Below are 25,269 nucleotides of genomic sequence, written 5' to 3' on the forward strand. Positions count from 1 at the left end.
GTTAATTTCCTCCAATTATTCAGCTGCTACTGCTGAATCCTCATTAGTTGGTGAGGTTGCAGATGCATTTGATTCTTTTCTTACTAATAGTGAAGCAGCTTCTTTTGTTTTAATTCCTTTAGCATTTTGTTTAATTACTAAAAAACCTTTTTTTGGACCTGGAACTGATCCTCTAACTAAAACTAAATTTCTTTCAACATCAACTTTTATAACTTCAAGGTTTTGTATTGTCACTTGTTCATGACCCATATGACCTGCCATTTTTTTTGATTTGAAAATTCTGTTGATAATGGCTCCCATTGAACCAATCCCGCGGTGATAACCTGACCCGTGACCCATTGGTCCTCTTGCATAGTTATGACGCTTAATTGCTCCTGCAAAACCTTTTCCTTTTGATATCCCTGTTACGTCGACAAATTCACCAGCATTGAATACGTCAGCTATATTTATTTCAGCTCCAATTTCGTATCCGTTCATATCTCTGATTTCTTTAACGAAGCGCTTAGGTTCTGAGTTAGCTTTTTTAAAGTTACCCATATCTGGTTTATTGATTAAGTTAGCTCTTTTATTGATTGTTCCAAGTTTAATCGCGTTGTAACCATCTTTTTCCACTGTTTTAACTTGTAAAACCTTGTTTGTTTCAACTGAGATTACAGTTACAGGTATTAATTTACCGTGTTCACTAAAAACCTGAGTCATTTCTAACTTACGTCCTAAGATTCCTTTCATGTGATATTTCCTCCTGAGTTTTTATGATAATCATGTATATCTTGTTAATTTTTATAATTTGATTTCGATATTAACACCTGAAGGTAATTGAACTCTAGTTAATGAGTCCATAGTTTTAGGTGTTGGTTCAACGATTTCAAGTATTCTTTTATGTGTTCTCATTTCAAACTGTTCTCTACTATCTTTATATTTATGAGTAGCTCTCAGTATGGTTATGATTTGTTTTTCTGTTGGTAATGGAATTGGTCCACGTACCTTCGCTCCTGTTGATTCTGCTGCTTCAATAATTTTGGCAATAGATTGATCAACAATCGCGTGGTCGTAACCCTTCAATTTAATTTTAATTTTTTGTTGAGCCATTTTATCCTCCTTAACCTTGACAACGGGTATGTGTGTGTTGTCTATATGAACACAAAATATACATGCTTTTTGATTATGCCATACAACATTTTTGGAGTCAAGTGAAATATCAATAAAGTGAAATATATTTTGATGTTATATCTAATTGATAATAATTATGCACATAATGAAATGAACCTATGAAAATGCTAAATTCAACTCGCGATATTTTGAAACAGTAGTTCAAGAGATGTTAAATCAAGTATATAAAAGTTATATACTTGATGGGTTTTAAACAAAAAAACTCTCTTCAAGAGAAGAGTAGTTTTAATATATCTTTAGATTACACAAGAATCACATTCGTAGTTCTCACTGTCTTCAAGAACTTCTTGACGAACACGTACATAATATATTGAAGCACAACCTTGTTTGAAAGCTTTAATATAGGCTTTATTCAAATCACGAGTTGTTGCAGTGTCTGTCATAAATAAAGTTAGAGAAATAGCTTGATCGATATGTTGTTGAGCTGCAGCAACAATGTCAATTATTGGGTCTGGTCCTAATTCGTAAGCCCCTAATGCATAGTATTGCATATTTTCGAAGTTTATTTTGTATGCTGGTACATACAAACGTCCTAGTTTTCCTTCTTTTCTCACTTCAATTGGTGCAACAACTGGTTGCAAACTTGGAGTACATGAAGATAAATAACTTATTGATCCAGTTGGAGCAACAGCCATTAAATGTGAATTTGCCATTCCTGATATTTTTATTTTTTCAACTAAATCGATTCAATCTTGTTTAGTTGGAATTGTTATATTGTACTTGTTAAATAGTTCTTTAACTTTATCGGTTCCGGGTTTTCATTTTGTTTCTTCACAAGTTGTGTACTTCTCAAAATAAGAACCGTCTGCAAACTTAGATTTTTTGAAACCTGCAAAAGTGCCAAAAGTTTCTGCTAATTTGTTAGAAGCCTTAAATGCATGAAATGCCACTGTATAGAAAAACATATTTGTAAAATCAACAGCTTCTGGTGAATTATAGTAAATATGATTTACAGCTAGAAAACCATGTAAGTTCATAGCCCCTAAACCAACAGCATGATTATTTTTATTACCGTTTTCGATAGATGGTGAGCTAGAAAGATCACTATTACGTGATACTTGATCTAAAGCATATATTGATTGGAAAATTACTTCTGAGAATTCTTCTCCACTCTCCATAACCTTATCAATGTTTAAACTTCCTAAATTACAACAAATGTCTTCACCAATTTCTTTAAAACTCAAGTCTGTATTATATTCACTTTTAGTACTTACTTGAACAATTTCACTACATAAGTTACTCATAACAATTCTACCAGGGTGTGCATTACGGTTATTTACTGTGTCATCAAACAATAAGTAAGGGTAACCACTTTCAAAATGCAATTCTGCGATTGTTTGAAATAATTTTCTTGCATTGATGTATGTTTTTGTTATTTCTGGGTTTTCCACCATATTATGATACTCTTCAGTTATAGAAATATCACTCATTGGTTTTTTATAAACCCTTTCAACATCATATGGACTAAATAAAGCCATTTCTTTATTTTCTCTTGCTAACTCAAATGTAATATCTGGAACAACAACACCCAATGATAATGATTTAATACGGATTTTTTCGTCCGCATTTTCACGTTTTGTATCTAAAAACGACATTATATCTGGATGGTGAACATTTAAATAAACAGCTCCCGCTCCCTGTCTTTGACCTAATTGGTTTGCATAAGAAAAAGAGTCTTCCAATATTTTCATAATAGGGATTACACCAGTTGCTTGGTTTTTAATATTTTTTATAGGAGCACCGAACTCACGAATATTTGTTAAACATAGAGCAACACCACCACCACGCTTAGAAAGTTGAAGTGAGCTTGTGATAGTTCTACAAATAGACTCCATATTATCTTCTGTTCTTAATAAGTAACAAGAAATATATTCTCCTCTTTGTTTTTTACCCGCATTTAAAAATGTAGGAGTTGCAGGTTGGAAACGACCTAGCATCATCTGTTTTAAAATAGATTTTGCTTTTTCAAAACTACCTGCCCCAAAGAATAAACTATTCATAACTACTCTATCTTCATAGTTTTCTAAATAAGTTTTTCCATCAAAACTTTTTAGACCATAAGCATTAAAAAATTTCATGATTCCCATAAAACTAGGGAACTCGTGTTTATAACTATAAGCTTCCTTTAACAAGCTATCTATTTCTTCAATTGTGTACTTATTGGTAATTTCTTCATCATAATATTTATTTTCTATTAGATATTCGAATCGTTCTTTTGTATTGTTAAATTTCATCATATTTGGAATTATATGATTTTTCATATAAGACCTAGCTGCTTCAAGATCCAATTTAAAATTATCATTACCTTTGTCAAATAATTTTGACTTGGCATTTAAAGCTATATAGTCATCTGATTCTGAAGTTCCAGATAACGTGTTGATTTCTTTAGTATTCATTATATTTCTATCCTTCCATTCAAAAATCTCTTAGGATTTTGCCAATTGTTTCTACGTCATATTCCGTACCAAGAAGTTCAAACTGATACAGTAGTGGTACTTTAAGTTTTTTTGATAATATAGGTCCAGCTATAGCAAATGTATCTCCAAAGTTTGTATTCCCTGAAGCAATAACCCCTCTACAGTATTTTCTGTTATTTGGGTTATTTAAAAACTTGATTACTTGTTTGGGTACAGCGCCTTTGGTATCATCACCGCCACCGCCATATGTCGGAACAACTAAAACATAATCTTCATTCACTAAGATTTCTTCAGTTAATTCACACGGTATTCGTGTATTTTTATAATCGAATTTGTTTATGAACCTGTGGGTGTTATTTGATATTGATGAAAAATATACTAAATGTATTTCTCCTTTTGGTCTAACAACTTCTTTGTCAGAGACTCTTATAACATCATCATGCACCTTTATTACCCCTTACCTAAAATTCTCAATCTTCGTCTTCTGTTTCCTCAGTAATACCCATGATATATGAAGAACCGTTACCTGAGAAAAAGTCGTGGTTTTCATCTGCTCTGGCTGATAATTGAGCAAAAATTTCTGGTTGTATTCTTGTCTCTTCTTCTGTGAAAATAGAGTCATAACCTAAATTTTGTAAGAATTTACCAGCATTATATAAACTAAATCGTATAGCATCTTCTGCCAAACCAAATCCTTCATATAATTCTTGTAAGTATTTTTTCTCTAGTTCTATAACTTTTTTCAATAAATCAAAAACAAACTCTTTGATTTCTAATTGTTTATCAGCATCTAGTTTTGCAACTTTTTTTTGAAATTTGTAACCACTGTAGTAGTTATGAATAACTTTATCTCTTAATATCAACCTAATTATGTCTGATGTATTTGGTAATTTACCTCTTGAAGAAAGATAAAATGGTAAATAAAATCCCCCGTACAATAAGAAACCAGGCATCATTGCGGCTGCAACTTTTGATTTTAAAGGATCGTCACCCATATAATATGGAATTAAGATTTTAGCTCTTTTTTGTAATGCTTCATTTTCAATTACTCATTCATGTGCTTCTTCAATTTGTTCACTAGAACAAAGAGTAGAAAAGATAGTTCCATATGATCTTGCATGAACTGCAACCATAAATGCGAAGTTGGTATATATAACTTGTTCATGATCTGTTAATGAGTGAGGTAATTGTGCTGTGTCACCAACAGTTGCTTGAATAGTATCTAAAAGTGTTAATCCAGTAAAGGTTCTTGTTATTAGTTGTTGTCATTCTGGGTTAAGTGTTTTTCAAGATACTAAGTCGTTAGAAACTGGTATTTTTTCGGGTAATCAAAAGTTTTGTGTGATTCTAGTTCAAACTTCAAGGTCTTTTTCATCGTTTATTGTATTTCAATTAACAGATCTCATTTTACCCCTGAAACCATTCATTGCATATTCTAATGGAGAAAGTGATCTTTCATAGTAGTTATTTTTATTATTACTTTTTGCCATATATTCCTTTCCTGTAAACGAATACTATTATACTTATCGTTATTAAATGCTAAATTCGCTTACTAATTTGAACAACTAAAGACGATTTTATAAAATTTCCTTAAATGTAAGGTTTATAGAAGTTAAAGTTTGAGTTATGTTTAAATATTGTTTTTAAAAAACAATATACTATCATTATAAAAATAAATGTTAATTTTCCTATTGGTAATAGGAATAAGATTCAAAACCCAAGCACTTCTAATATTTAGTTGTAGATTGATAATACTACATTATTCAATATTCCTCAATTTAAAAAACAGAAAAAATTTGATAAATTTTCTAACCATAAATGCTAAAAACGCAAATTTTTTGCTTATTTTTTGGAAAAAAAATACTGATTTTTTTCCAATCAGTATTTCTATTTACTATTTCATCTAAATGAAAAGTATCCCCCAAGGAGTAGAAGACTCGGATAAATTATTGAAGTTACGCAACATATTCATAAGTTAAAACCGAAGCTCACCGCCCCTTGAGCTCTAACCCTCTCAATATTTGTCAACACTTCCTTTGCTGGTTCAGAAGAGAACAAAGTTGATGTTCCAATCATACCAAATCACACCGGGTGTTTTTCAGGTATTAAGTAACTAAAGTACACAATCCATTTATTGAGTGCTAATAGTGAAGGTGGTAAAAAATTATCAGAAAATACAATGCAAAATAATGTTAAAACAATTGTTACACTTTGGGAAATGGCAACAGACTTAATTAAACCACTAATGATAGTTCCTAAAGCAATACATATAATTATATTCATCGATACAGAAAATAATATCATCGACCACCCATCATATCCAAGTAGTTGAAAAGTTAGAGCAATACTTGCATTTCCGTCTTTCGAACCAACAAGAGTTGCCCCTAAAATACTTATAATAATAACTCCTGCTAAAAATGATAGTAAACCTAATAAAAATGTAAAGGTTCATATAGTTAGTAAAAATTCGAATCTAGATACTCCAGCACTATGTATTCTTTTTAAAAACACTGAGTTTTTTCACTCAGATATTGTTATGTTTACTAAAAATACAATAGAGTATGTAGGTATCATCATAAACAAGAATAAATTATGAGGTTTGATCGGTTCGTCAGAAGTTCTGTGTGCATACAGGGTGTAACAAACAACAAATATCATGGGTACAAAAAATACATAAACATAGGTTCTAAAGTTTTTTAATACTGATGTTGATAATATCAAAAAGTTATTTAAAAACTTTTTGTTAACTCTTAGAAAGTCAGCTTTAAAATCTTTTTTTTCAACCATTATTTTAGTCCCCCATTATAATAAGTTATTAATAAGTTCCTTACGCTTTTGTAATTCTTCTTAACATCGTCGATGGTTGCTGAATAATAAACAGAACCCTTATCCAAAATGATTAGTTTATCGCATAATTCTTCAACTTCTTCTGGTATATGCGAAATTATAAGCATCGTTTTTTGTTGTTTTTTCAACTCTTTAAAATATGCAACTAATTTAAGTTGCATTTTTAAGTCTAATCCTGTGATCATTTCATCCAAACATATATAATCTGGATTATTTAAGACTGCTAACAAAGTATTTAATCTTTGTTTTTGTCCACCTGATAGTTCATTCAAGTCCTTATTTATGAAATCTTCTATTTCAAAAATTTTAATAATCTTTTGAACTTCTTCTCTCTTGAACGCACTTCAGTCCGATTTAAAATATTTTATAAGTGTTTTACAGTTTAAACCTTTGGGTCAAATACCTTCTTGAAACTGTATACCAACTTTCTTGTAACCATCTTTTTTGCCGTCTATTTCAACAGTTCCAGATGTGGGTTTTAGTTGACCTACTACGATCTCCATTAGAGTAGTCTTACCAGAACCGTTTGAACCAAGAAGTCCAACTACTTCTCCTTTATTGATTGTTATACTTATGTCGTTTAGTACGTTTGTTTTACCGAACTTTTTTGATACATTTTTGATTTCTATCATGATAGTTCCTTTACTATAAACTAATTTTTTTTCAAGTTTCTTTATCTTTTAACACAGCATTATTAGTAACTTTTATAAACAATTCTTTAGTGCTGTTTGAGATGTTTTTTATGTAATAATTATCTTTATTACTTTCTCCGACTCTAATCAATTCATTCTTTTCATTTTTTATGTACACTTCGTAAAATGAATACAAGTCATCAGGATTAAATAAATTTTCAAAGTTTAGTCTTATATTGTACAAATCATTATTTCTCTCAACAATATATTCAGAGCTTAATTTAGTATTTGCTGGACTTTCTTTTTTTATTTCACTTTGCTGTACAGATAATTCTCCTACACTTACTTTGAAATCTTTTTTCTTTGCTGTAAAAGAAAGCCCGATTTTGCTTATTTTACCAGTTACTTTTCTAGTAATTTGACGTCAACCGTCTCCTAAATCTTTATCAGATTTATTTTCTTTAACTAATTCATTACCGCTAGTTGATGTAACTGCTATATCAAAACTCTCTGCTGAATCTTTATCTGCTTTATAAACAAGTGAGATTTCTTTTTCACCAGTTGTATAATTTGCACCCATAATATTTCAAGTGTATGATTGACCTTCTTCAAAAGTAGCGTTAGATATTTCCCCTTTACTGTCGTAACCAGAACCAAGAGTGATCGAATTCCCTTTCATATAAGGGTCATAGTAATCATAATACCCACTAATATTTCCAACATTATCTTCTTTTGAAGGACTATAGCCTGATTGTGAGTTTTTAGTAATCATCCATTTATATGTTGGTTGTACATCCGCTAAATTTGTGTTACTTCAAGGATAATTTTCAATTGTTTTTCTAGAACCATTATGTTGTGAAACAAACTTGCGTCCTTGTCCTGTTGAAAAGTTAGTAAAGAAGTAAGGATTTTCGTCATTTAGAACTGTCTTCTCTTGAACTATATTCCCTACACCATAACTTTTATCTTTTAAACTCTCATCGTCATTTGGATTTCAGGAAACTGAACCTTTGTCATTTTCTGATAACTTTTTATTTTTTCCTGTGTAAAGCATATCATCATATGAATTTGCTGCAACAAGACCGTAAGTATCATTATCAATCTTGCTTATATTTTTGTGAGAATCCATTTCTCTGCTGGCTAGGTCGTATGGAACGTTAGAAGCGAACATAGAGATTGAATTTCATGCCTTTTCAGTATCTCATTCTGGATTCTGTGAATCCTTGTTGTTTTTTTGCATATAAGCTAATTCTCTAACATCTCTAGTACCGATTCTTTTTTGATTATAAAAGATGTCACCGCCTACTCAACCACCTGGATTATACATATTGAATATATTGAAACGTTCATCCGAAGAAGCAAGCCCTTTTTCCACTAGGTACTTTTTAGAGTTTCTTGGGTATACATAAAAGTCAGTTAAAAAGTAGTCACTATTTTCACGTAATTCACATGCTTCGATATCAAAACATGCCTTTTTTTCATTCATTTCTAATGTACCGTTGTTTTTATATGTAAACATTAATAAGTTTTTAACGTTCTCATCTGTGCTCTTTTTAACTTTTTCTCTATATTGTTCAAGTATCTCAATAACTATTCTGTAATCTAAGACCAAATTATTAGTTGCCCCGTTTGGTTCATTGTTTCAAAACCAACCATCAAATCCATAGCTAGCTGCCATTTCAATTAGTTTATCCACAATTATATAATTACCGTTGCCATCTTTTTCTAAAAAGTCTTTTAGCATCGATTTTGTAAGGCCGTGATAACCATCTAAAAATATGTTACCTAATATTTTAGTTCCGTTTAAATGTGCTTTTTCCACTTGATTAGCTGCTGGAGGGATAATAATTCCTTCAGATGCAGCCCCTGCTCAAGATACTAAAATATCATTATATTGATAGTTATTAAATCCTCTTTCATAAGTTCTTTTTTTACCAATAATTGTGTTTTCATTTGAAGTGGATTCAATTATAGTTGCCATATTCATTTCTTTGATCTTTTCATCTTGAGTATTTACTCATTTACCAGCAACTTTTGTAGTCTTTTGTAATTTTATTCTAGACTTATTGTATTTTGCATCATTATCATTCGTTGGAGACCAATCTTTGATACTATTTATGCTTGTAAATACATCTTTTCTAGAAACTAACCCTAAATCTGATTTGAAATTTCCGTTAGGCAAAAACTTAGAGTTCAACGGAACACCTGTTGTTGCTTGTTTTTCTACTTCACTTTTTATCTTGTGAGCAGTTGAGAAGTTACTGAAATCTAAGTAACTATTTTTGTTTTTAATGTCTAGTTTACCAAGATCTTCGACACTATTACTTGGTAAATCATACTTGTAAGAATCATATCCTTCAAAGTAAGGTTCTTCCTTACTCCATGAATAATCTTCAATTTTTGATAAGTCTGTCCCCATCAAGTTCGCCTTAGCGGCTTTTGAAGAGCAAGAAATTGCTCCCAATGAAGATGAAGTCAGTAATACTGCAGAAAGCAGTCCACTTAATAATTTTTTCATCATTTTATTCCCCTTAATACTTATTATAAATAAAAAAGTGTTTTTACAACACTTTTTTAGGTAAATAAATATTTAATTTTAAAATAATTTTAGTTATTAAAAACTATTATTTTACCTTGAGCAAAGGTTTTATTTCCTCCACCCTTTACATTAAACTCTTTTTTATTTTTTAATATTTCAATTGCACTATATTCATTTGTGATTGAGTTATCACAACTTGATATAAAAAGATTGTCTTTTTTATTGATAATTTCTAAAACAAGTCTTTCGTGCTTATTTTGTAAATAATCCGAAAGAGTTTTCATTTCTTTCATATCTAATTCGCTTACCTCAAGAGCTAAAAAATTAATGTTATTTTTGTTTTCGGGTTTAAATTCTTTATAAGAACTTATTTTCTTGTCGATAATTAATTCTTCCACTTTAATTTGATATAACTTGAAGGCATTTTTTAGTTTATTAACTTTGTCTTTTAATAATTGTAAATTTTCTCTTTTTTCTTTTAGAGCAAGTATTGTTTGAATATCTCCTAAAATATTATCATCAGCTAAAACTAATTTATAACTTTCAAACTTTTGAACTAAAGGGCGAATTTCTTCTTTCTGTTTACGGAATTCTTCTTGTATGAACTCGTTTACCTTTTTGTGACTAGTTAGTGCATTGTAACGATACACACCACTTCCCTTAGATTCTACATCTCTAATTAATAAGTCTTCGACATCTTTTGAATTTTCTACGTGTGTTCCTCCACAAAGTTCGCAAGAATAGTTTCCAAACTTAATAACTCTTACTTCGCTATCATATTTTTCTGTAAACAAGGCTAGTGCCTTGTGTTTTTCTATCGCTTCTTCTAAAGAACAATAAATTATTTCCCTAGGTATTTGATTATTGATTTCTCTAGTAACTGACTCATGAATTTTTGTTAATTCTTCTTGTGTAGGTAGTCTGTTAAATGATATATCAATTCTCAATCCATTTTCATCATTATAGCTTCCGCATTGTAACGCTTCTTCTCCAAGCACTTCTCTTATACCAGCTTGTAAAAGATGAGTTCCTGAGTGATTTTTCATTGTATAGTATCGTTTTTCTTTATCAATTACGGCTTTTATTTTATCATTAAGTGATAATGAACCGTTGACGTCAACCTTATGGATGTGTTGCTTATTAGGACCCAATTGAACATCTATTACGATATGTTTATTTCCTCGTTCATCAATAATGTAACCTCTATCAGAAGATTGTCCTCCTTTTTCTGCGTAAAAAGGAGTCTTGCTTAAAGTTAAAAAAACAATTTGATTTTCAACTTTATTCAAAGGTTCATCATTTTCAAACATGAAGTTAATTGTTGTATCAACTTCATCAACTTCATAACCTACAAATTCACTATTTATTTCTAAACTAGTAAGAATTGCTGATTGTTTATTTCAAGCTTTGTCTTCTCTTCTTGAATGTCTAGCAAGTGTTTTTGCCTCTTCAAGTAATTCATTAAACTCTTCAATATCAATTACAACTCCCATTTCATTTGCAATTTCTTTTGTTAGTTCAATAGGAAATCCGAATGATTCAAATAGTAGCAAAGCTTTTTTTCCTGATACTCGTTTTTCAGTTAAGATTATTTCTTCTAAACTTTCATATCCCTTAGCTAACGTTCTTGCGAATCTATTTTCTTCATTTTTTATAACATCTATAATTAGTTCTTTTTTTTCCACAAGGTATGGATAAAAATCTTTCATTATATCAATAACGGTTTCTACCAATTTGTATAGAAAAGTTTTTTTTATACCGATTTTTTGTCCGTATACAGCACTTCTACGTATTAACCTTCTTATTATGTAACCACGGTCTTTATTACCTGGAAATACACCATCACCGATTGCAAATACAGAAGCTCGTATATGATCAGCAATCACCTTAAATGAAGTATTTATTTTTGTTTGTCTTTTATCTTCTTTAAAGTAATTTTCTATTGAGTACTTATAGGTATTTTCACATATTTCTTCTATTTTTTTTATTATAGGAAAGAATAAGTCAGTTTCGAAGTTAGTTGGAGTATCTTGAAATATTGATGCCATTCTTTCTAAACCTGCACCGGTATCTATATTTTTTCTTGGAAGCTCTGTATAATTATTATTTCCATCATTGTTATATTGTGAAAATACAATGTTTCAGATTTCTATATAGCGGTCATTCTCTAAATCATCTTTTAAAAGTTTAGTACCTAAGTTTTGAGGATCTCAAATAGGCCCTCGATCAAAGAAAATTTCTGTATTTGGTCCGCAAGGACCTTGGCCTACGTCTCAAAAGTTTGTGTCTCTTGTTCCTTTAAAAATGTGATCTTTTTTTATACCAACTTCGTTTATTCAAATATCATAGGCTTCTTCGTCTTCTTCGAATACTGTAATATATAGTAAATTAGGCTCTATTGCAAAGCCTTTTTTTGATGTAAGGAGTTCTCACGCCATGAGTATTGCATCTTTTTTGAAATAATCTCCAATAGAAAAATTTCCTAGCATTTCAAACATTGTTTGGTGTCTAGCTGTTACTCCCACATTTTCAATATCATTAGTACGTATTGACTTCTGTGAATTTGTAAGTCTTGGAGATGGTGGATTCATTCTACCATCAAAATATGGTTTTAATGTTGCTACTCCTGAATTAATTCATAATAAACTAGGGTCATCAACCGGCACTAGACTAACTGGCTCAAGAAAATGATGTCCCTTGCTTTTGAAAAAATCAATTCATATATTTCTTATTTCATTTGCTTTTAAACTTCTCATAGTTTTTCTCCTTATATTAACAAAGTAATTTTAGCATAGAGGTGTTATATTTCCTGTATATAATTTGCCCAACAAAAAAAAAAAAAAAAAGCGATACGCTTTTTAAAAGTTTATAGGTTTTCCGAACTCCAAAGCTTCTGCTGCCTCTCCGATCGCCTCGCTCAAAGTTGGGTGAGGATGTATTGCTCTTGAGAGTTCAGTTATGGTTCCTTCACATTCCATTAATGTTGTGATTTCAGAAATCATATCCGTTGCAGTGTTACAAATTATATGTGCACCAAGAACTTGCTTGTGTTCTGGTTCGCAAATAATCTTCACAAAACCATCGGTATTACCATCAGCAAGTGCTTTACCTATTGCTGCGAATGGAAATTTATAAGCCTGGTACTTGATATTTTTAGACTTAACTTGTTCCTCAGTAAATCCAACCGAAGCAACTTCTGGGTGGGTATATATACAACTAGGTACTCTATCAAAGTTCATGATAATATCTTCAGCTTTATCGTTTCCAAGTTTACGAGCTATTCTATTAGCTGCAATTAGCCCTTCATGTGAAGCTACGTGTGCTAACATAATTTTTCCAGTAACATCACCAATCGCATATACACCATCAATATTTGTCTCACAATACTCATTGATATTTATATGCCCTTTATCGTTTTTCTCTATACCTAAATTATCAAATCCACTAGTTACTACTTTTCTACCAACTGATTGCAAACAATAATCAGCTTTAATTGTGTGTAATTTTCCATCTTTTTCATAAACAACTGAACCATCTTTAAACTCCTTGGTATTTGCTCCAGTAATTATTTCTAAATTTCCACGCTCTAAAAGAATCTTTGTCATTTCTTTTGAAACATCGTCATCAAGCATTTCAAGAATCTTAGGTAAAAATTGTAAGATTGTGACTTTTGATCCTAATCTTTTATAAACGCAGGCAAATTCAATACCGATAACACCTCCACCGATCACGATAAGTTCTTTAGGAATTTCGGATAATGCAAGTGCTCCAGTTGAATCTATCAATCAGTTTTTTTCAGCAGCTTCTTTTGCTCCTGGAATATTTAACGTATTAGGAACACTACCTGTTGCAATAATTAAATTGTCGGTTGTGTAAACTACTTCCCCTACTTTGATGTTATTTTTGTCTATTGCTATTGCTTCTCCCTCAACTGTATCTACCTTATTTTTACGTAATAAGCCTTTAACACCAGTTGTGAGTTTATCAACTATTCCATTTTTACGATCTTGAATTGCTTTTCAATCAGCTTTAACGCCTTTTAAATCAACTTTTATACCATAGTTAGAAGCATGTCTTGTGATTTGTTCGTAAAGATCGGCGGATTTTAATAAACTTTTTGTAGGAATACAACCTATATTCAAACAAACACCACCATATTTATTTTTCTCAATTACAAGAGTTTTTAATCCAAGTTGAGAACACTTAATAGCACAAACATATCCACCAACACCAGCACCTACTATGATCACATCATAATGCTTTGTGGGATCTTTTGGTGAAAATTTGGGAGCATTAGGTGGAGTTTCATTGTTTCCATGAACTACACCTAACGGACTAAATTCTTTTAATACTCTCATCACTTTTTGAGGGACATTATCTGGTCGTGGTGGGACTCTTCTAGCTGTTGCATTTCTAGGAGGAATTAACTCGTTTGAAACTGGAGTCGCTCCAACTACAGAGGCATTTTCTTCTACTGGTTCTGCATTTGAGGCGTCAACTTTTGGTGCAGCTGCCTCAGGAGAATCCTTACCATCATCTATTTCTACTACAATGTCACCAACTTTTATTTCTTGATTTGGTTCAATAAGTATTTTAGAGATTATTCCATCAACTGGTGCAAAAATATCTGATGTAACTTTATCAGTTTCTACATTGAACAATGGATCACCCATTTTAACACTATCACCAACTTTTACTATTACTTCGGTAACAAGCCCTTCGGTTAGACCTTCACCGATGTCTGCAAATTTAACTTTAAACATACTATTCTCCTTTTATTAATATAAGTGCAGGATTTTCTAAATAACTTGCTATTTTAGATAAAAACCTTCCTGCATCGGCTCCATCAATAACTCTGTGGTCAGCGGTTATTGATAAGGGCATAAAGTCTCTAATTGCAATTTGATTGTTTAAGACACCGGGTGCTTTTGTTATTGTACCAATCCCTAAAATGGCAGACTCAGGGAAATTAACTATTGGTGTTGCATAATCTAAACCAACCGCTCCGAAATTCGTAATTGTAAATGTTGCACCTGACATTTCTTTACTACTTAGTTTTTTAGTTCTAGCTTTAACAGCTAAATCATTTATTTTAACAGCAATCTGCAAAACACTCAGTTTATCTGCGCCCTTTATAACAGGGACCATTAAACCATCAGGGGTGTCGCAAGCCATACCAATATTTATTTGACTAGCATATTTGATTGCTTTTTGTTCTTGATCAATTCTGACATTTAAATTAGGCATTTCTTTCAAAGCCATTGCTGTAGCTTTTATAACAAAAGCTAAATAAGTTAATTTAATATTCAAAGAATCAGCGTAGTCTTTAATTTGTTTTCTCAAAACCACTAAATCAGTTACATCTACATTTCTAAGACCTGTAAAACCAGCTACCTGAGCGTGGGCTGTTTCCATTGCCTTAACAGTTGCTTTTCTGATTGGATTTCACGGTTTTGATTCAAAAGATAATGGATCATTGAATTCAGGCACATCTATTGTAGGACTTGAATAATCGATATTAGATTTTTTAGTTGGGGCTTCACCAACATTAACTGATTGTGTTTGTTCAACTAAAGGTTTTACTACAAAATTTTCAATATCTGATGCTAGTATTCTTCCGTTTGGACCCGTACCAATTACATTATTTATGTCAATTCCTTTTGCGGCAGCCATCTTTATAGCTAATGGTGAAGCTTTGATTATTGACATATGATTTTTAATAAATGTTTATTAGATTTCATTTATTTTCTCCTTTTTTCTTAATACCCGTATGGAATATACAATTTCTAGAATTGGAAGTTTAAAGCTTCTTCCATTTTTAAAATGATTTTATTTGGTACTGGTTGGTGATATCCTTCACCAGAATCAAAAGGTATTATTATATCGTACCCTGTACAACGCATAAGTGGTGCTTTTAAATATTCAAAACATTCTTCTGCCACAGTTGCAATAATTTCTGATGATACTGAGAAAGAACGTATTGCCTCATGAACAACTACCAATCTTCCTGTTTTTTTCACAGACTCTATAACCATTTCTTTATCTCAAGGTTGAATACTTCTTAAGTCTATCAATTCGATAGTAACATCTGGATTTTTAGCTTCCAGTTCTGCAATAGCTTTTTGACAATCAACAGTTTGGGCACCATATGTGACAACTGTTAAATCATTTCCTTCTTGAATCTTGAAGGCTTCGCCAATAGGTACAGTGTAATAATCTTCTGGCACCTCTTGTTTAAATGCTCTATATAATTTAGTTGGTTCAAAAACTATAACAGGATCTGGTGATTCGATAGCTGCTAATATCAAACCTTTTGTGTCATATGGGGTTGATGGACAAACAACTTTAATTCCAGGAACATGAGCATAAACAGCTTCCATAGCTTCTGAGTGTAACTCAAGCGCTCTAATTCCTCCCCCCATCGGCATTCTGATAACAACTGGTGCTGGATATTTACCTCTAGTTCTGTTTCTCATTCTACCAAGATGACCAAATATGTTCTGTAAAGACATTCATCCAAGACCTTCAAATTGAAGCTCAACGACTGGTTTCAAACCATTCAATGCCATTCCAATAGCGACTCCAACAAACATACATTCACTTATAGGAGCATCAAAACATCTATCTTCACCGAATTTTTTTTGCAATCCTTCAGTTGATCTAAAGACTCCACCTTCAAATCCAACATCTTCTCCATAAACAACGACTTCTGGTCATTTATTCATAGCAGTTTCCAAAGCATCTGAGACCGCTTTTACATTATTTAATACTTTCATTAGTGGTGTCCTCCTTTAGGTTTAGGAAATTTTTCAAAGAAACTTTTAGCTTCATTATATTGTTTCACTAAGTCTGGTGTTTTTTCTTTATATACAAAATCAAATACATCCTCTAAATTGTACTCTTTGTTAGCCTCGGCTCAGTCAAACTCAGATCTGATAAATTCATCTTGTTCTTGATTAAGAGCCTCTTCTTTTGTATCATCTCAAACTTTTTTACTAATTAAGTAGGCTTTCATTCTAACTAGAGGACATCTTTTTTGGGCAGCCTCAAACTCATCTTTTGGTCTATATATATCTGGATTGTCAGAAGAAGAGTGAGCACCAAGTCTATAAGTATCGCATTCGATAAAAACTGGTCCTTTACCTTCACGAACATACTCAACAGCTTCTTTTACAACACCATAAACAGCTAAAAAGTCATTACCATCCACTTTTATAGACGGTATTCCAGTAGCAATACCTTTAACCGCAATGTTGATTGCTTTTGTTGATTTTGCATAAGGAGTAGAAATAGCTCATTTATTATTCTCACAAATAAATATTACTGGTAATTCGTGCAATTTAGCAAAGTTCATAGCCTCGTATGTTTCACCTTCACTCATTCCACCATCTCCAGTGGTAGTAACTACAACTCCTCCTGTTTTTTTATATTTCTCCGCAAATGCTATTCCTGCAGCTTGTGAGAATTGAGAACCAATAATTATATTTGGTGGTAAACAATTAACTCCCTCAGGAGATTTAGCTCCATACTCATTTCCCATTCAGTAAAGCATTATATTTCTCATGGGTACACCCATTTTCAATCATGCTGCATTATTTCTATAACCTGGTGCCAATCAATCCTTACCTTTTATTAAAGGTCAAGTATAGCCAAATTCACTTGCTTCTTGACCAGTTGAAGAAAGAAATGATAATAATCTTCCTTGTCTCTGTGCTTTATTTTGAAAATCATCTTGTCTTCTAGACAAGTTCATTAATTTATAAACTTCCACAAGTTCTTCATCACTAATTTCAGGTAACAAATCTTTATTAACGATTTTACCTGCGGCATCCATAATTTCTACTCTTTCATTTTTTATTGGGTCAAATTTCCCTAAGTATTTCATATTTTTCCTCCTATTGAATTAACAAATCAAGAATATCTTGGTTTGTAAAGTTTTCTCCGAAGATGTCTTTAATGTCAAACTCTTCTAAAACCTTTTCCAAATCTTTTGTATTATATTTTGTACCAATCAACCTTTCCTCAAGTTCCTCTGTACCAGCAAAACCCAAGAAATCCCCATATATTTTAGCGTCCTCAATCACTCCTTTTTTGACTTCTAGAAGAACCTCAACTGTGCCTTTTCCTTCAAATCTATTTTTATTACGATAAGAAAATGTCTCGTTTTTGGAGAAAGTTCAGTCTGGGTTGCAATATTTCTTTTTGAAAATCTCTTCGATAGCAGCAAGATCATCTTTGGTAAGGACTATTTCTGTCACATCATCAGTTTTTTTATAAGTTTCGATTAGTCTATTCATAAACTCATCTATCTCGATCTTGTTTTCTACCTCTTGGTTAACATTAGTAACCCTTGCTGCAATAGATTCAATATTTTTAGATAAAATTTTGCTTCTATCGACAGTTAGATATTTGGTAAGTTTGTCTAAATTTGCGTTAAACAAAATAGTTCCATGTTGTAGAAAACGCTCTTTATGCTTTCACATTGCATTCCCTGATATTTTTTTACCTTTTATAACGATGTCATTTCTTCCCGAGAATTCTGCTGCTGCTCCCATTTCGTTCAAAGTTGATATTACTGGTTTTAACATTTCCGAGAAAAGAGAAACAGCTTTATTATCTTTATCAGTGTAGATAATACTAAAATTCAAATTTCCTAAGTCGTGAAATACTGTACCACCACCGGTGTTCCTTCTAATTATCGTTACACCATCATTTTGTGCCTTTTGCAAGTTTATCTCCCATGCTGAGTTTTGATTTCTACCGACAACAATGGTATTATCATTCTGTCAAAGAAATAAAATGGGTTGATCATACTTTTCTGCCATTGTAAGATATTCTTCAATCGCTAGATTATACCTTGGGTCAACACAAGTCGTTTTATAAATATACACAATAAGCTCCTATCTATTCTTCATACAGATAAATTATATTCTATAAAATAAAATATATGTGTGATATTAGTGAGATTTCTATTTAATGAAATTTTTTTTCAAAAAATTTCCAGTAAAGTATTTATAAAATTATGACTAGAGGGAAAGTATTATGAAATTACAACACTTAAATAAAAAAAGATTGATATTAGTTGATTTAGACGGTACGGTTTTAAAAAGCAATGGTGAAGAAATACACGAAAAAACTCTTAATGTTTTAGCAAAAGCAAAAGAGGATGGGCATAAGGTCTGTATAATCACCGGAAGACCGCATAGAGCAAGTATCAAATTTTACAAAGCACTAGGATTAAATACTCTATTAACGAATTTCGACGGAGCTCATATCCACGACCCGTATAAACGACAATTTAAAAGAATAGTATTACCTATAAGTGAGGAAATAATAAAGAGTATTATCAACATGCCAATAGTTATGAAGGGTACTTCAAATATTCTTATAGAGTCTTACGATAAAGCAATTGTCAAAGAAAAAAATGAATTTGTTGAAAAGTTTTTTCATTTAGATGATGAAGATGAAGATGAAGAATACTTAATTTCAGATCCTTATGATAAATGAGATGGTCCAGCAACGAATGTAGTTTTATTCTTAAAAGATAACAAATATAAAGATGAGTTATTACGCCAACTAAGTATGTACAAAAATACAATCAAAATACAGTCTGGTAATGCATACGGTAATTTAAGTAAAGTATCAATGACGATGATTACACTAACTAACAAGTTAGCTAACAAAGGGTTTGTTTCAGAAATATTAGCACAATATTACAATACTGACATAAGAGATGTAATTGCTTTTGGAGATCAGATGAACGACTACGAAATGATTAAAAAAGTAGGTTACGGGGTAGCAATGAAAAACGGTTCTGATGATTTAAAGAATGTAGCAGACGGAATAACAACACTAACAAATGATGAAGGTGGTGTTGGAGATTATTTGGATAAATTGCTAAGAGGCGAAGAAGTGTAAACTGAATGAGTTTTTTAATTATTACGGTTTACTATTATTACGGAGGAAGAAAATGAAACTACAAGATAAAGAATATAAACTTAGCACAGGGGTTACAAAAAAACTTTCTGAATTAACTGGTGAAAAAGGTTTAATAATGTTTTGTTACCCGAAAGCTTTTACTGGGTATTGTACTTTAGAGGTCCAAGAATACGAAAAAAGAAAAAATGAATTTATGGAGCTCGGATATAATATCGTCGGGGTTAGTGGAGATGATTACAAAGAGCAAGATAAATTTTCTTGTGAATATGAAATAACTTACCCGCTGATCGCAGATATTGATAAAGAACTAATTAAAGAAATAGGTGCTTACGAAAAAGACGTTAATCCCTTCGACACACGCAGAAACACTTATGTCTTAAAAAATAATCTCGAGTTAGTTAAAGAATTTCTAGATGTAAATCACTTAACACACATAGATGAAGTTTTAAAATTTATTAAATAATAAAAAGACAGACTGCGGTCTGCCTTTTTATTATTTATTTTTCGTTTGCGAATAAAAGATCTTCTAGCAAATCTAAATAATCATTCATGGCTGCTAAAAAAGGTAGATACGTGTCTAATTGCTCAAAATTGACCCCGCAGTCATTCAAAATTGACATTGGTTCCTTATGCCCACCTGATTTTAAGAAGTTTAGAATACCTTCTTTATCCCCTTTTTTGTAATCTGTATAAAGTTTATAACTTGCTACAATATCTAGAGCATATTTATGAACATAGAAAGGTGAGTGGAAGAAATGTGAAATAAACGGTCAATTGTAAACATTTCGATCTTTGTTATCGAAAAAGTCATAACCAAACTTATCTTCTTTCTCTTTGAATAAATTCATCAAAGTCTCGGATGTTACAGGTTCAGAGTTCTCAATTAACCTATGAGCCGAGTATTCAAAATCAGCAAATTGTATTTGTCTGAAAAAAGTCGCAATCAAGTCTGTTATTCTCTGTTGAAGTAGATAAATCTTATCTTCCTTAGTTTCTGTGTTTTCAAAGAGATAATCAAATAATAAATGCTCATTAAATGTAGAAGCGACTTCAGCAAGAATTATTGGATAGTCTGTATTCGGGTATTGTTGATACCTATCTGCAAAGATCGTATGCACTGAGTGACCTAATTCATGAGCCAATGTAAACACGGAGTTGATTTTATCATCTCAATTCATTAATATAATCGGTTCTAGTCCATTACCACCAGAAGAGTACGCTCCATCCATTTTATTCAAACTCTCAAAGTAATCTATTTTTGAGTCTTGAGAAGCAATGGATAGATAATTTAAATACTCTTCTCCCAAACCTTTTAATGATTCTTTTACAATCTCTAAGCCTTCATCAACATTGAAAGTTTTATTATAGCCACTAACCAAGTTTAAGTCTTTATCTGTTGTAAAAAACTTATCCAGCTTAAAACTTTTTTTCAATAGTCGTAAGTACCTTGTAAAAATATTTATGTTAGCTTCTCCTACTTCAATTAATTTTAAATACGTCTTTTCTCCAATATTATCGTGAAAGAGATTCATTTCCAAGACTGATTTAAACTTACGTACTTTAACATCTTCGAACTGTTTTTGTAAAATAGATTCATATATTTTTGCAAAAGAGTGCTTATTATCAATTATATTTTTAAAATATAATTCTCATGCTTTTTGTCGAATATTTTGATCATTAGGAATAGAGTTTTGTAGGATATCGTAGTAAAGGGTTGCAGTTAAAACCTTATCTCTTCCATCGTGATTTATACTTACTTCTTGTTTATCAGCATATGCTAAAACATCGTAGAGATTAGCTACAGCTTCCCTACTTCTAGAAACTTTACTTAAAAGCTCTTCCTTACTTTTTTCTAAAATATGACCTTGATTTCTGAAAAACTCTTTAAAGTTGAACAAGTAATGTTCTTTTTTATTTTTGATGATTCATTTATTTATTAAATCTTCTCCTAAAGTTAAAAGTTCATTTTTTATAAAACTTGTGTTTATATTGTAATAATTCAAAGCATTGTTATATAGACTGCTTAGTTCTTGTAGTTCACTATTTGTAGAATCTACATTTATCAAATTAATATAATAACCTAATTTAGAGTTAAGTTTGTCAACTTTTTCATCAAGTTCTAGATAAAGTAAAAAGTTTTTTTCTTCATTTAGCTTACCTTTAAGGCTAGATAATTCATCCACATATTTTTTAAGTAGAACTGAGTCTTCTCTTCACTTATTATGATTTTCGTATATGCCACTAAAATCTCATTTGTGTTTACTCTGTGCTTCGTTCCTATTCATTTTAAACCCCTTTTAAAAAAACACCTTCTGGTGTTTTGTTTTTATTTATTTAATAATTCAAACATTGCTCTAGTCATAGGAGCTCTACCACGTCTGTTTATGTCCGCAGTTGCTGCTATATCTAAATGTATATAAGCTTTTTTTTCAGCAAATGAATTTAAGAAAGCTGCCGCAGTTGATGAACCTGCTTCGCGTCCTGGTTCTGAGTTTGCTAAATCAGCTACTTTTGAACATTTCATTGCTTTTAAATGTTCGCAAATCAGCGGTTGTCTTCATATAGATTCTTGCGCTACTTTTGAAGCATTCTCAAACTCTGAGTAAAATTCATCATTTGTAGAAAATGCACCAGTAAATCATCTACCAAGTGCTACTGCGATTGCACCAGTTAATGTAGCAACAGTTATAATTTTCTCCGCTTTCTCGTTTCTTATTGCATAAGTAATTCCATCTGCAAGAACCAGTCTTCCTTCTGCATCAGTATTAGTGATTTCAACAGTTTGTCCATTCATTGAAGTTATAACTGATTCGGTTAGAGTTGCTTTCCCCCCGATTCTGTTGTCAGTTAACAATCCAATTGAAACCACATTACATTTTGCTTTAGCCTTAGCCAATGCCATTACAGTTGATGACACTATCACGGCTCCTGACATATCAAATTTCATGTTTTCTAAGAAGTTAGATGGTTTTAGGTTGTATCCACCACTATCAAAAGTGATACCTTTACCTACTAATGCAGTTCTGGTTTTTGAAGGATCTCCAACATATTCTAATACTACCAATCTTGGTTCCACTGAACTTCCTGCATTTACTCCTAAAAATAGACCCATACCTTGTTGTTCTATTTCTTTTTTATCAAGAACAGTTATTTTTATACCTTCTATTTCTTTTGCTTTGTTTACAATTCGATTTGCGATTTCAATAGAAGTACCAATATTAGGTGGTAAATCTTGTAGGTCTCTAGCAAAGTTCAAGTACTCTAGTTTGATTTGAGATTTATCAAAAATATCCCCATACTTAGCTGAGTCGAATTTCAAATCATAATTTTTGCTATTTGTTTTTTCAGATTTGAAATCTATTTGTTCATGAGCAGCAAACATTATTGTTTCTACAACAGTTTGAAAAGCTTCTTCCTTAACTTCAAACATTTCTAAAAAAGATTCAACGTCAACATTCATATCATATTTGTTAGAAGAAATGAATGCTTCTAAATGTTTTCTTAAAGATGATTTACAATTTCCTTTACCAATGAATAAATATATTGTTTTCTCTTCTGATATTAGAGTACCAACACCAGCCTCTTTAACTATAAGCTCATTCTTTGTATTATTTTCATTGCAAGCTTTTAATGTAACTGCAAAATTATTTTGATTATTTGTTACCATATTCTTTTCTCCTTCTTTAATCATAAATTTATAATAACATTTTTATACTCTTTTTTTCAGTTATATTATTAATTAACCGATAAAAAAAGTATTTGTACATAATTTATTTCGACATTTACCGTATATGTAAAGATCTAAATATGGAAGGTCTTTTTTAAATGTGAGGTAAGTTCTTTTTACTCCATGACCAAAATCACATCTCATCTTCTTATTAGCTAGACTTTTATTAACATTTGTGAACTTTGAGCGAAACACATAAATATAATAAGTCTCTTTTTTTAAACGTTCATTTATATCATTGACTTCTTCAAGAATTAAAAATTTTAAATTATTAATGTCTGGTTCCTTTGTTAAGATTCTTGAAGCTAACTTGTTTCTTGTTCTTATGTTATAAATATGTTTTCTAAGTCGATTGAAAATATCTTTTGACTCTCCTACATATGTTAAGACTACATTTTCTTTTTTCTTAGAATATATCAAATAAACCCCTGCTGTTTTTTCTTTGTTTATTGATACTTCTTTATGGTCATATATTATTCTAGTTTTAGATAGTTCACTAACTACATTGTTTACATATGACACACTAGCATTTTTATATTTAGAGTTGCTAGATACTTTAATTTTTCAAATAGCCTTGAACTCTTTTTGAACTTTTAAATCTTTCATATTAACATAATATCACTCCGCTCAAAACATTTCGGTTTAACTTTATAATAGTAAGCGTTTCTAAGTTTTAGCAAGCGTAAGCACATTTTCGAAAAGGAAAGACATTATTGTATAAAAAAATGTTTTACATTTGTAAAACATTTAAACTTTATTCTATAATTGAAACTACTGTTCCGGCTCCAATTGTTCTTCCACCTTCACGGATTGAGAATTTAGTTCCTTGCTCAACAGCGATTGGTTTAATTAATTCAACTATTAATTCAACATTATCACCTGGCATAACCATATCGATTCCTGCAGGCAATTGTACTTCACCAGTTACGTCTGTAGTACGGAAGTAGAATTGCGGACGATATTTGTTGAAGAATGGCTTGTGACGTCCACCTTCTTCTTGTGTAAGTGCATATACTGAAGCATTCAACTTAGTATGTGGTTTGATTGTTCCTGGTTTTGCAAGAACTTGTCCACGTTCGATATTACTTCTATCAACACCTCTTAGTAATGCTCCAACATTATCACCAGCTTCAGCGAAGTCTAATAATTTTCTAAACATTTCTAATCCAGTAACAACAACTTTTTTACTTGTTTCTACTAATCCTACAATTTCAACTTCTTCGTTAACTTTGATGATTCCTCTTTCAACTCTACCAGTTGCAACAGTACCACGACCAGTAATTGTGAACACATCTTCAACAGGCATTAAGAATGTTTTTTCAGTATCACGAGCAGGTGTAGGAATAAATGAGTCAACAGCATCCATTAGTTCTTCTACTTTAGCTACTCATTTTTCGTCTCCGTTTAATGCTCCCAATGCAGACCCTCTAATAACAGGGGCTCCATCTCCATCAAAATCATAAGCAGATAATAATTCTCTTACTTCCATTTCAACTAGGTCGATCATTTCCTCATCATCAACCATGTCACATTTGTTTAAGAAAACAACGATTGCTGGAACACCAACTTGTCTTGAAAGTAAGATGTGTTCTCTAGTTTGAGGCATTGGTCCATCAGTTGCCGCAACAACTAATATTCCTCCATCCATTTGGGCTGCACCTGTAATCATGTTTTTAACATAATCGGCGTGTCCTGGACAGTCTACGTGAGCGTAGTGTCTCTTGTCTGTTTTATACTCAACGTGTGAAGTATTAATTGTAATACCACGTTCTCTTTCTTCGGGAGCATTATCGATATTTGCGTAATCTTTAAATTCTGCTCCTCCTTTTGAAGCTAATACTTTAGTAATAGCAGCTGTTAGTGTAGTTTTACCGTGGTCAACGTGTCCTATTGTCCCAATATTAACGTGGGGTAAACTACGGTCAAATGATTCTTTTGCCATATTTTCATTCCTTTCATTTTGGCTTTATAATAAAAAGTCATAAATAATTTTAATTG

At 31.5% G+C, this 25,269-nt stretch carries 20 protein-coding genes; 2 read left to right on the forward strand and 18 right to left on the reverse strand.

The window, feature by feature from the left end; all coding sequences use genetic code 4:
- Positions 1–15 precede the first annotated feature (15 nt).
- The 14 genes from rplC to SAPIS_RS04830 all read right to left on the reverse strand — a co-directional run bounded on the left by rplC (position 16) and on the right by SAPIS_RS04830 (position 18,496).
- Positions 16–729 carry a 50S ribosomal protein L3 gene (gene rplC / locus SAPIS_RS04765; RefSeq protein ID WP_023790189.1) on the reverse strand — a complete coding sequence of 238 codons (714 nt, stop codon included), beginning with the start codon at positions 727–729 and terminating at the stop codon, positions 16–18.
- 51 nt (positions 730–780) lie between these two features.
- Complete coding sequence (gene rpsJ / locus SAPIS_RS04770; protein WP_023790191.1) at positions 781–1,089, reverse strand: 30S ribosomal protein S10; 309 nt, start codon at positions 1,087–1,089, stop codon at positions 781–783.
- Positions 1,090–1,406: 317 nt separating this feature from the next.
- Complete coding sequence (gene nrdE / locus SAPIS_RS04775) at positions 1,407–3,566, reverse strand: class 1b ribonucleoside-diphosphate reductase subunit alpha (RefSeq protein ID WP_023790193.1); 2,160 nt, start codon at positions 3,564–3,566, stop codon at positions 1,407–1,409.
- Between the two features lie 7 nt (positions 3,567–3,573).
- The gene (gene nrdI, locus SAPIS_RS04780) at positions 3,574–4,032 is read right to left on the reverse strand and encodes a class Ib ribonucleoside-diphosphate reductase assembly flavoprotein NrdI (protein ID WP_023790195.1); all 459 of its coding nucleotides are present in this window, start codon (positions 4,030–4,032) and stop codon (positions 3,574–3,576) included.
- Positions 4,033–4,048: 16 nt separating this feature from the next.
- Positions 4,049–5,077, reverse strand: coding sequence for a class 1b ribonucleoside-diphosphate reductase subunit beta (gene nrdF / locus SAPIS_RS04785; RefSeq protein ID WP_023790197.1), 1,029 nt, complete (start codon positions 5,075–5,077; stop codon positions 4,049–4,051).
- A gap of 397 nt (positions 5,078–5,474) precedes the next feature.
- The gene (locus SAPIS_RS04790; protein WP_023790199.1) at positions 5,475–6,374 is read right to left on the reverse strand and encodes an ABC transporter permease; all 900 of its coding nucleotides are present in this window, start codon (positions 6,372–6,374) and stop codon (positions 5,475–5,477) included.
- Positions 6,374–7,066, reverse strand: coding sequence for an ABC transporter ATP-binding protein (locus SAPIS_RS04795; RefSeq protein ID WP_023790201.1), 693 nt, complete (start codon positions 7,064–7,066; stop codon positions 6,374–6,376). Before SAPIS_RS04795 ends, SAPIS_RS04790 begins: the two co-directional genes overlap by 1 nt.
- Positions 7,067–7,079: 13 nt before the next feature.
- On the reverse strand, positions 7,080–9,584 hold the full coding sequence (locus tag SAPIS_RS04800; RefSeq protein WP_041612631.1) for an endo-beta-N-acetylglucosaminidase: 2,505 nt from the start codon (positions 9,582–9,584) through the stop codon (positions 7,080–7,082).
- 89 nt (positions 9,585–9,673) lie between these two features.
- Positions 9,674–12,361, reverse strand: a complete 2,688-nt coding sequence (gene alaS, locus SAPIS_RS04805) for an alanine--tRNA ligase (RefSeq protein WP_023790205.1) — start codon at positions 12,359–12,361, stop codon at positions 9,674–9,676.
- Between the two features lie 102 nt (positions 12,362–12,463).
- Complete coding sequence (lpdA, locus tag SAPIS_RS04810; protein WP_023790207.1) at positions 12,464–14,368, reverse strand: dihydrolipoyl dehydrogenase; 1,905 nt, start codon at positions 14,366–14,368, stop codon at positions 12,464–12,466.
- Between the two features lies 1 nt (position 14,369).
- Entirely contained in the window at positions 14,370–15,314 is a 945-nt protein-coding gene (locus SAPIS_RS04815; protein WP_023790209.1) for a dihydrolipoamide acetyltransferase family protein, read from the reverse strand.
- A gap of 77 nt (positions 15,315–15,391) precedes the next feature.
- Positions 15,392–16,381: an alpha-ketoacid dehydrogenase subunit beta gene (locus tag SAPIS_RS04820; protein ID WP_023790211.1), complete on the reverse strand. Its 990-nt coding sequence runs from the start codon at positions 16,379–16,381 to the stop codon at positions 15,392–15,394.
- A complete protein-coding gene (gene pdhA / locus SAPIS_RS04825; RefSeq protein ID WP_023790213.1) occupies positions 16,381–17,490 on the reverse strand; it encodes a pyruvate dehydrogenase (acetyl-transferring) E1 component subunit alpha in 1,110 nt (369 codons plus the stop codon). Before pdhA ends, SAPIS_RS04820 begins: the two co-directional genes overlap by 1 nt.
- A gap of 10 nt (positions 17,491–17,500) precedes the next feature.
- Positions 17,501–18,496 (reverse strand): lipoate--protein ligase, encoded by a 996-nt coding sequence (locus tag SAPIS_RS04830; protein WP_023790215.1) that lies wholly within the window; start codon positions 18,494–18,496, stop codon positions 17,501–17,503.
- Between the two features lie 151 nt (positions 18,497–18,647).
- On the opposite strand from SAPIS_RS04830, the gene SAPIS_RS04835 reads away from it, so the two are divergent.
- Together SAPIS_RS04835 and SAPIS_RS04840 are read left to right on the forward strand one after the other, a co-directional pair.
- Positions 18,648–19,523, forward strand: coding sequence for a Cof-type HAD-IIB family hydrolase (locus tag SAPIS_RS04835; RefSeq protein WP_023790217.1), 876 nt, complete (start codon positions 18,648–18,650; stop codon positions 19,521–19,523).
- Positions 19,524–19,575: 52 nt separating this feature from the next.
- Positions 19,576–20,007 (forward strand): peroxiredoxin, encoded by a 432-nt coding sequence (locus SAPIS_RS04840; RefSeq protein WP_023790219.1) that lies wholly within the window; start codon positions 19,576–19,578, stop codon positions 20,005–20,007.
- Between the two features lie 34 nt (positions 20,008–20,041).
- Here SAPIS_RS04840 and pepF read toward each other — a convergent pair whose 3' ends face one another.
- From pepF to tuf, 4 genes are all read right to left on the reverse strand, one after another.
- On the reverse strand, positions 20,042–21,829 hold the full coding sequence (pepF, locus tag SAPIS_RS04845) for an oligoendopeptidase F (protein ID WP_023790221.1): 1,788 nt from the start codon (positions 21,827–21,829) through the stop codon (positions 20,042–20,044).
- A gap of 41 nt (positions 21,830–21,870) precedes the next feature.
- On the reverse strand, positions 21,871–23,211 hold the full coding sequence (locus SAPIS_RS04850) for a M17 family metallopeptidase (protein ID WP_023790223.1): 1,341 nt from the start codon (positions 23,209–23,211) through the stop codon (positions 21,871–21,873).
- A 72-nt stretch (positions 23,212–23,283) separates the two neighbouring features.
- Positions 23,284–23,877, reverse strand: coding sequence for a GIY-YIG nuclease family protein (locus SAPIS_RS04855; protein ID WP_023790225.1), 594 nt, complete (start codon positions 23,875–23,877; stop codon positions 23,284–23,286).
- Positions 23,878–24,025: 148 nt separating this feature from the next.
- On the reverse strand, positions 24,026–25,213 hold the full coding sequence (gene tuf / locus SAPIS_RS04860) for an elongation factor Tu (protein WP_023790227.1): 1,188 nt from the start codon (positions 25,211–25,213) through the stop codon (positions 24,026–24,028).
- Positions 25,214–25,269 lie beyond the last annotated feature (56 nt).

It is taken from the genome of Spiroplasma apis B31, from assembly GCF_000500935.1.
Taxonomy (GTDB): domain Bacteria; phylum Bacillota_I; class Bacilli_A; order Mycoplasmatales; family Mycoplasmataceae; genus Spiroplasma_A; species Spiroplasma_A apis.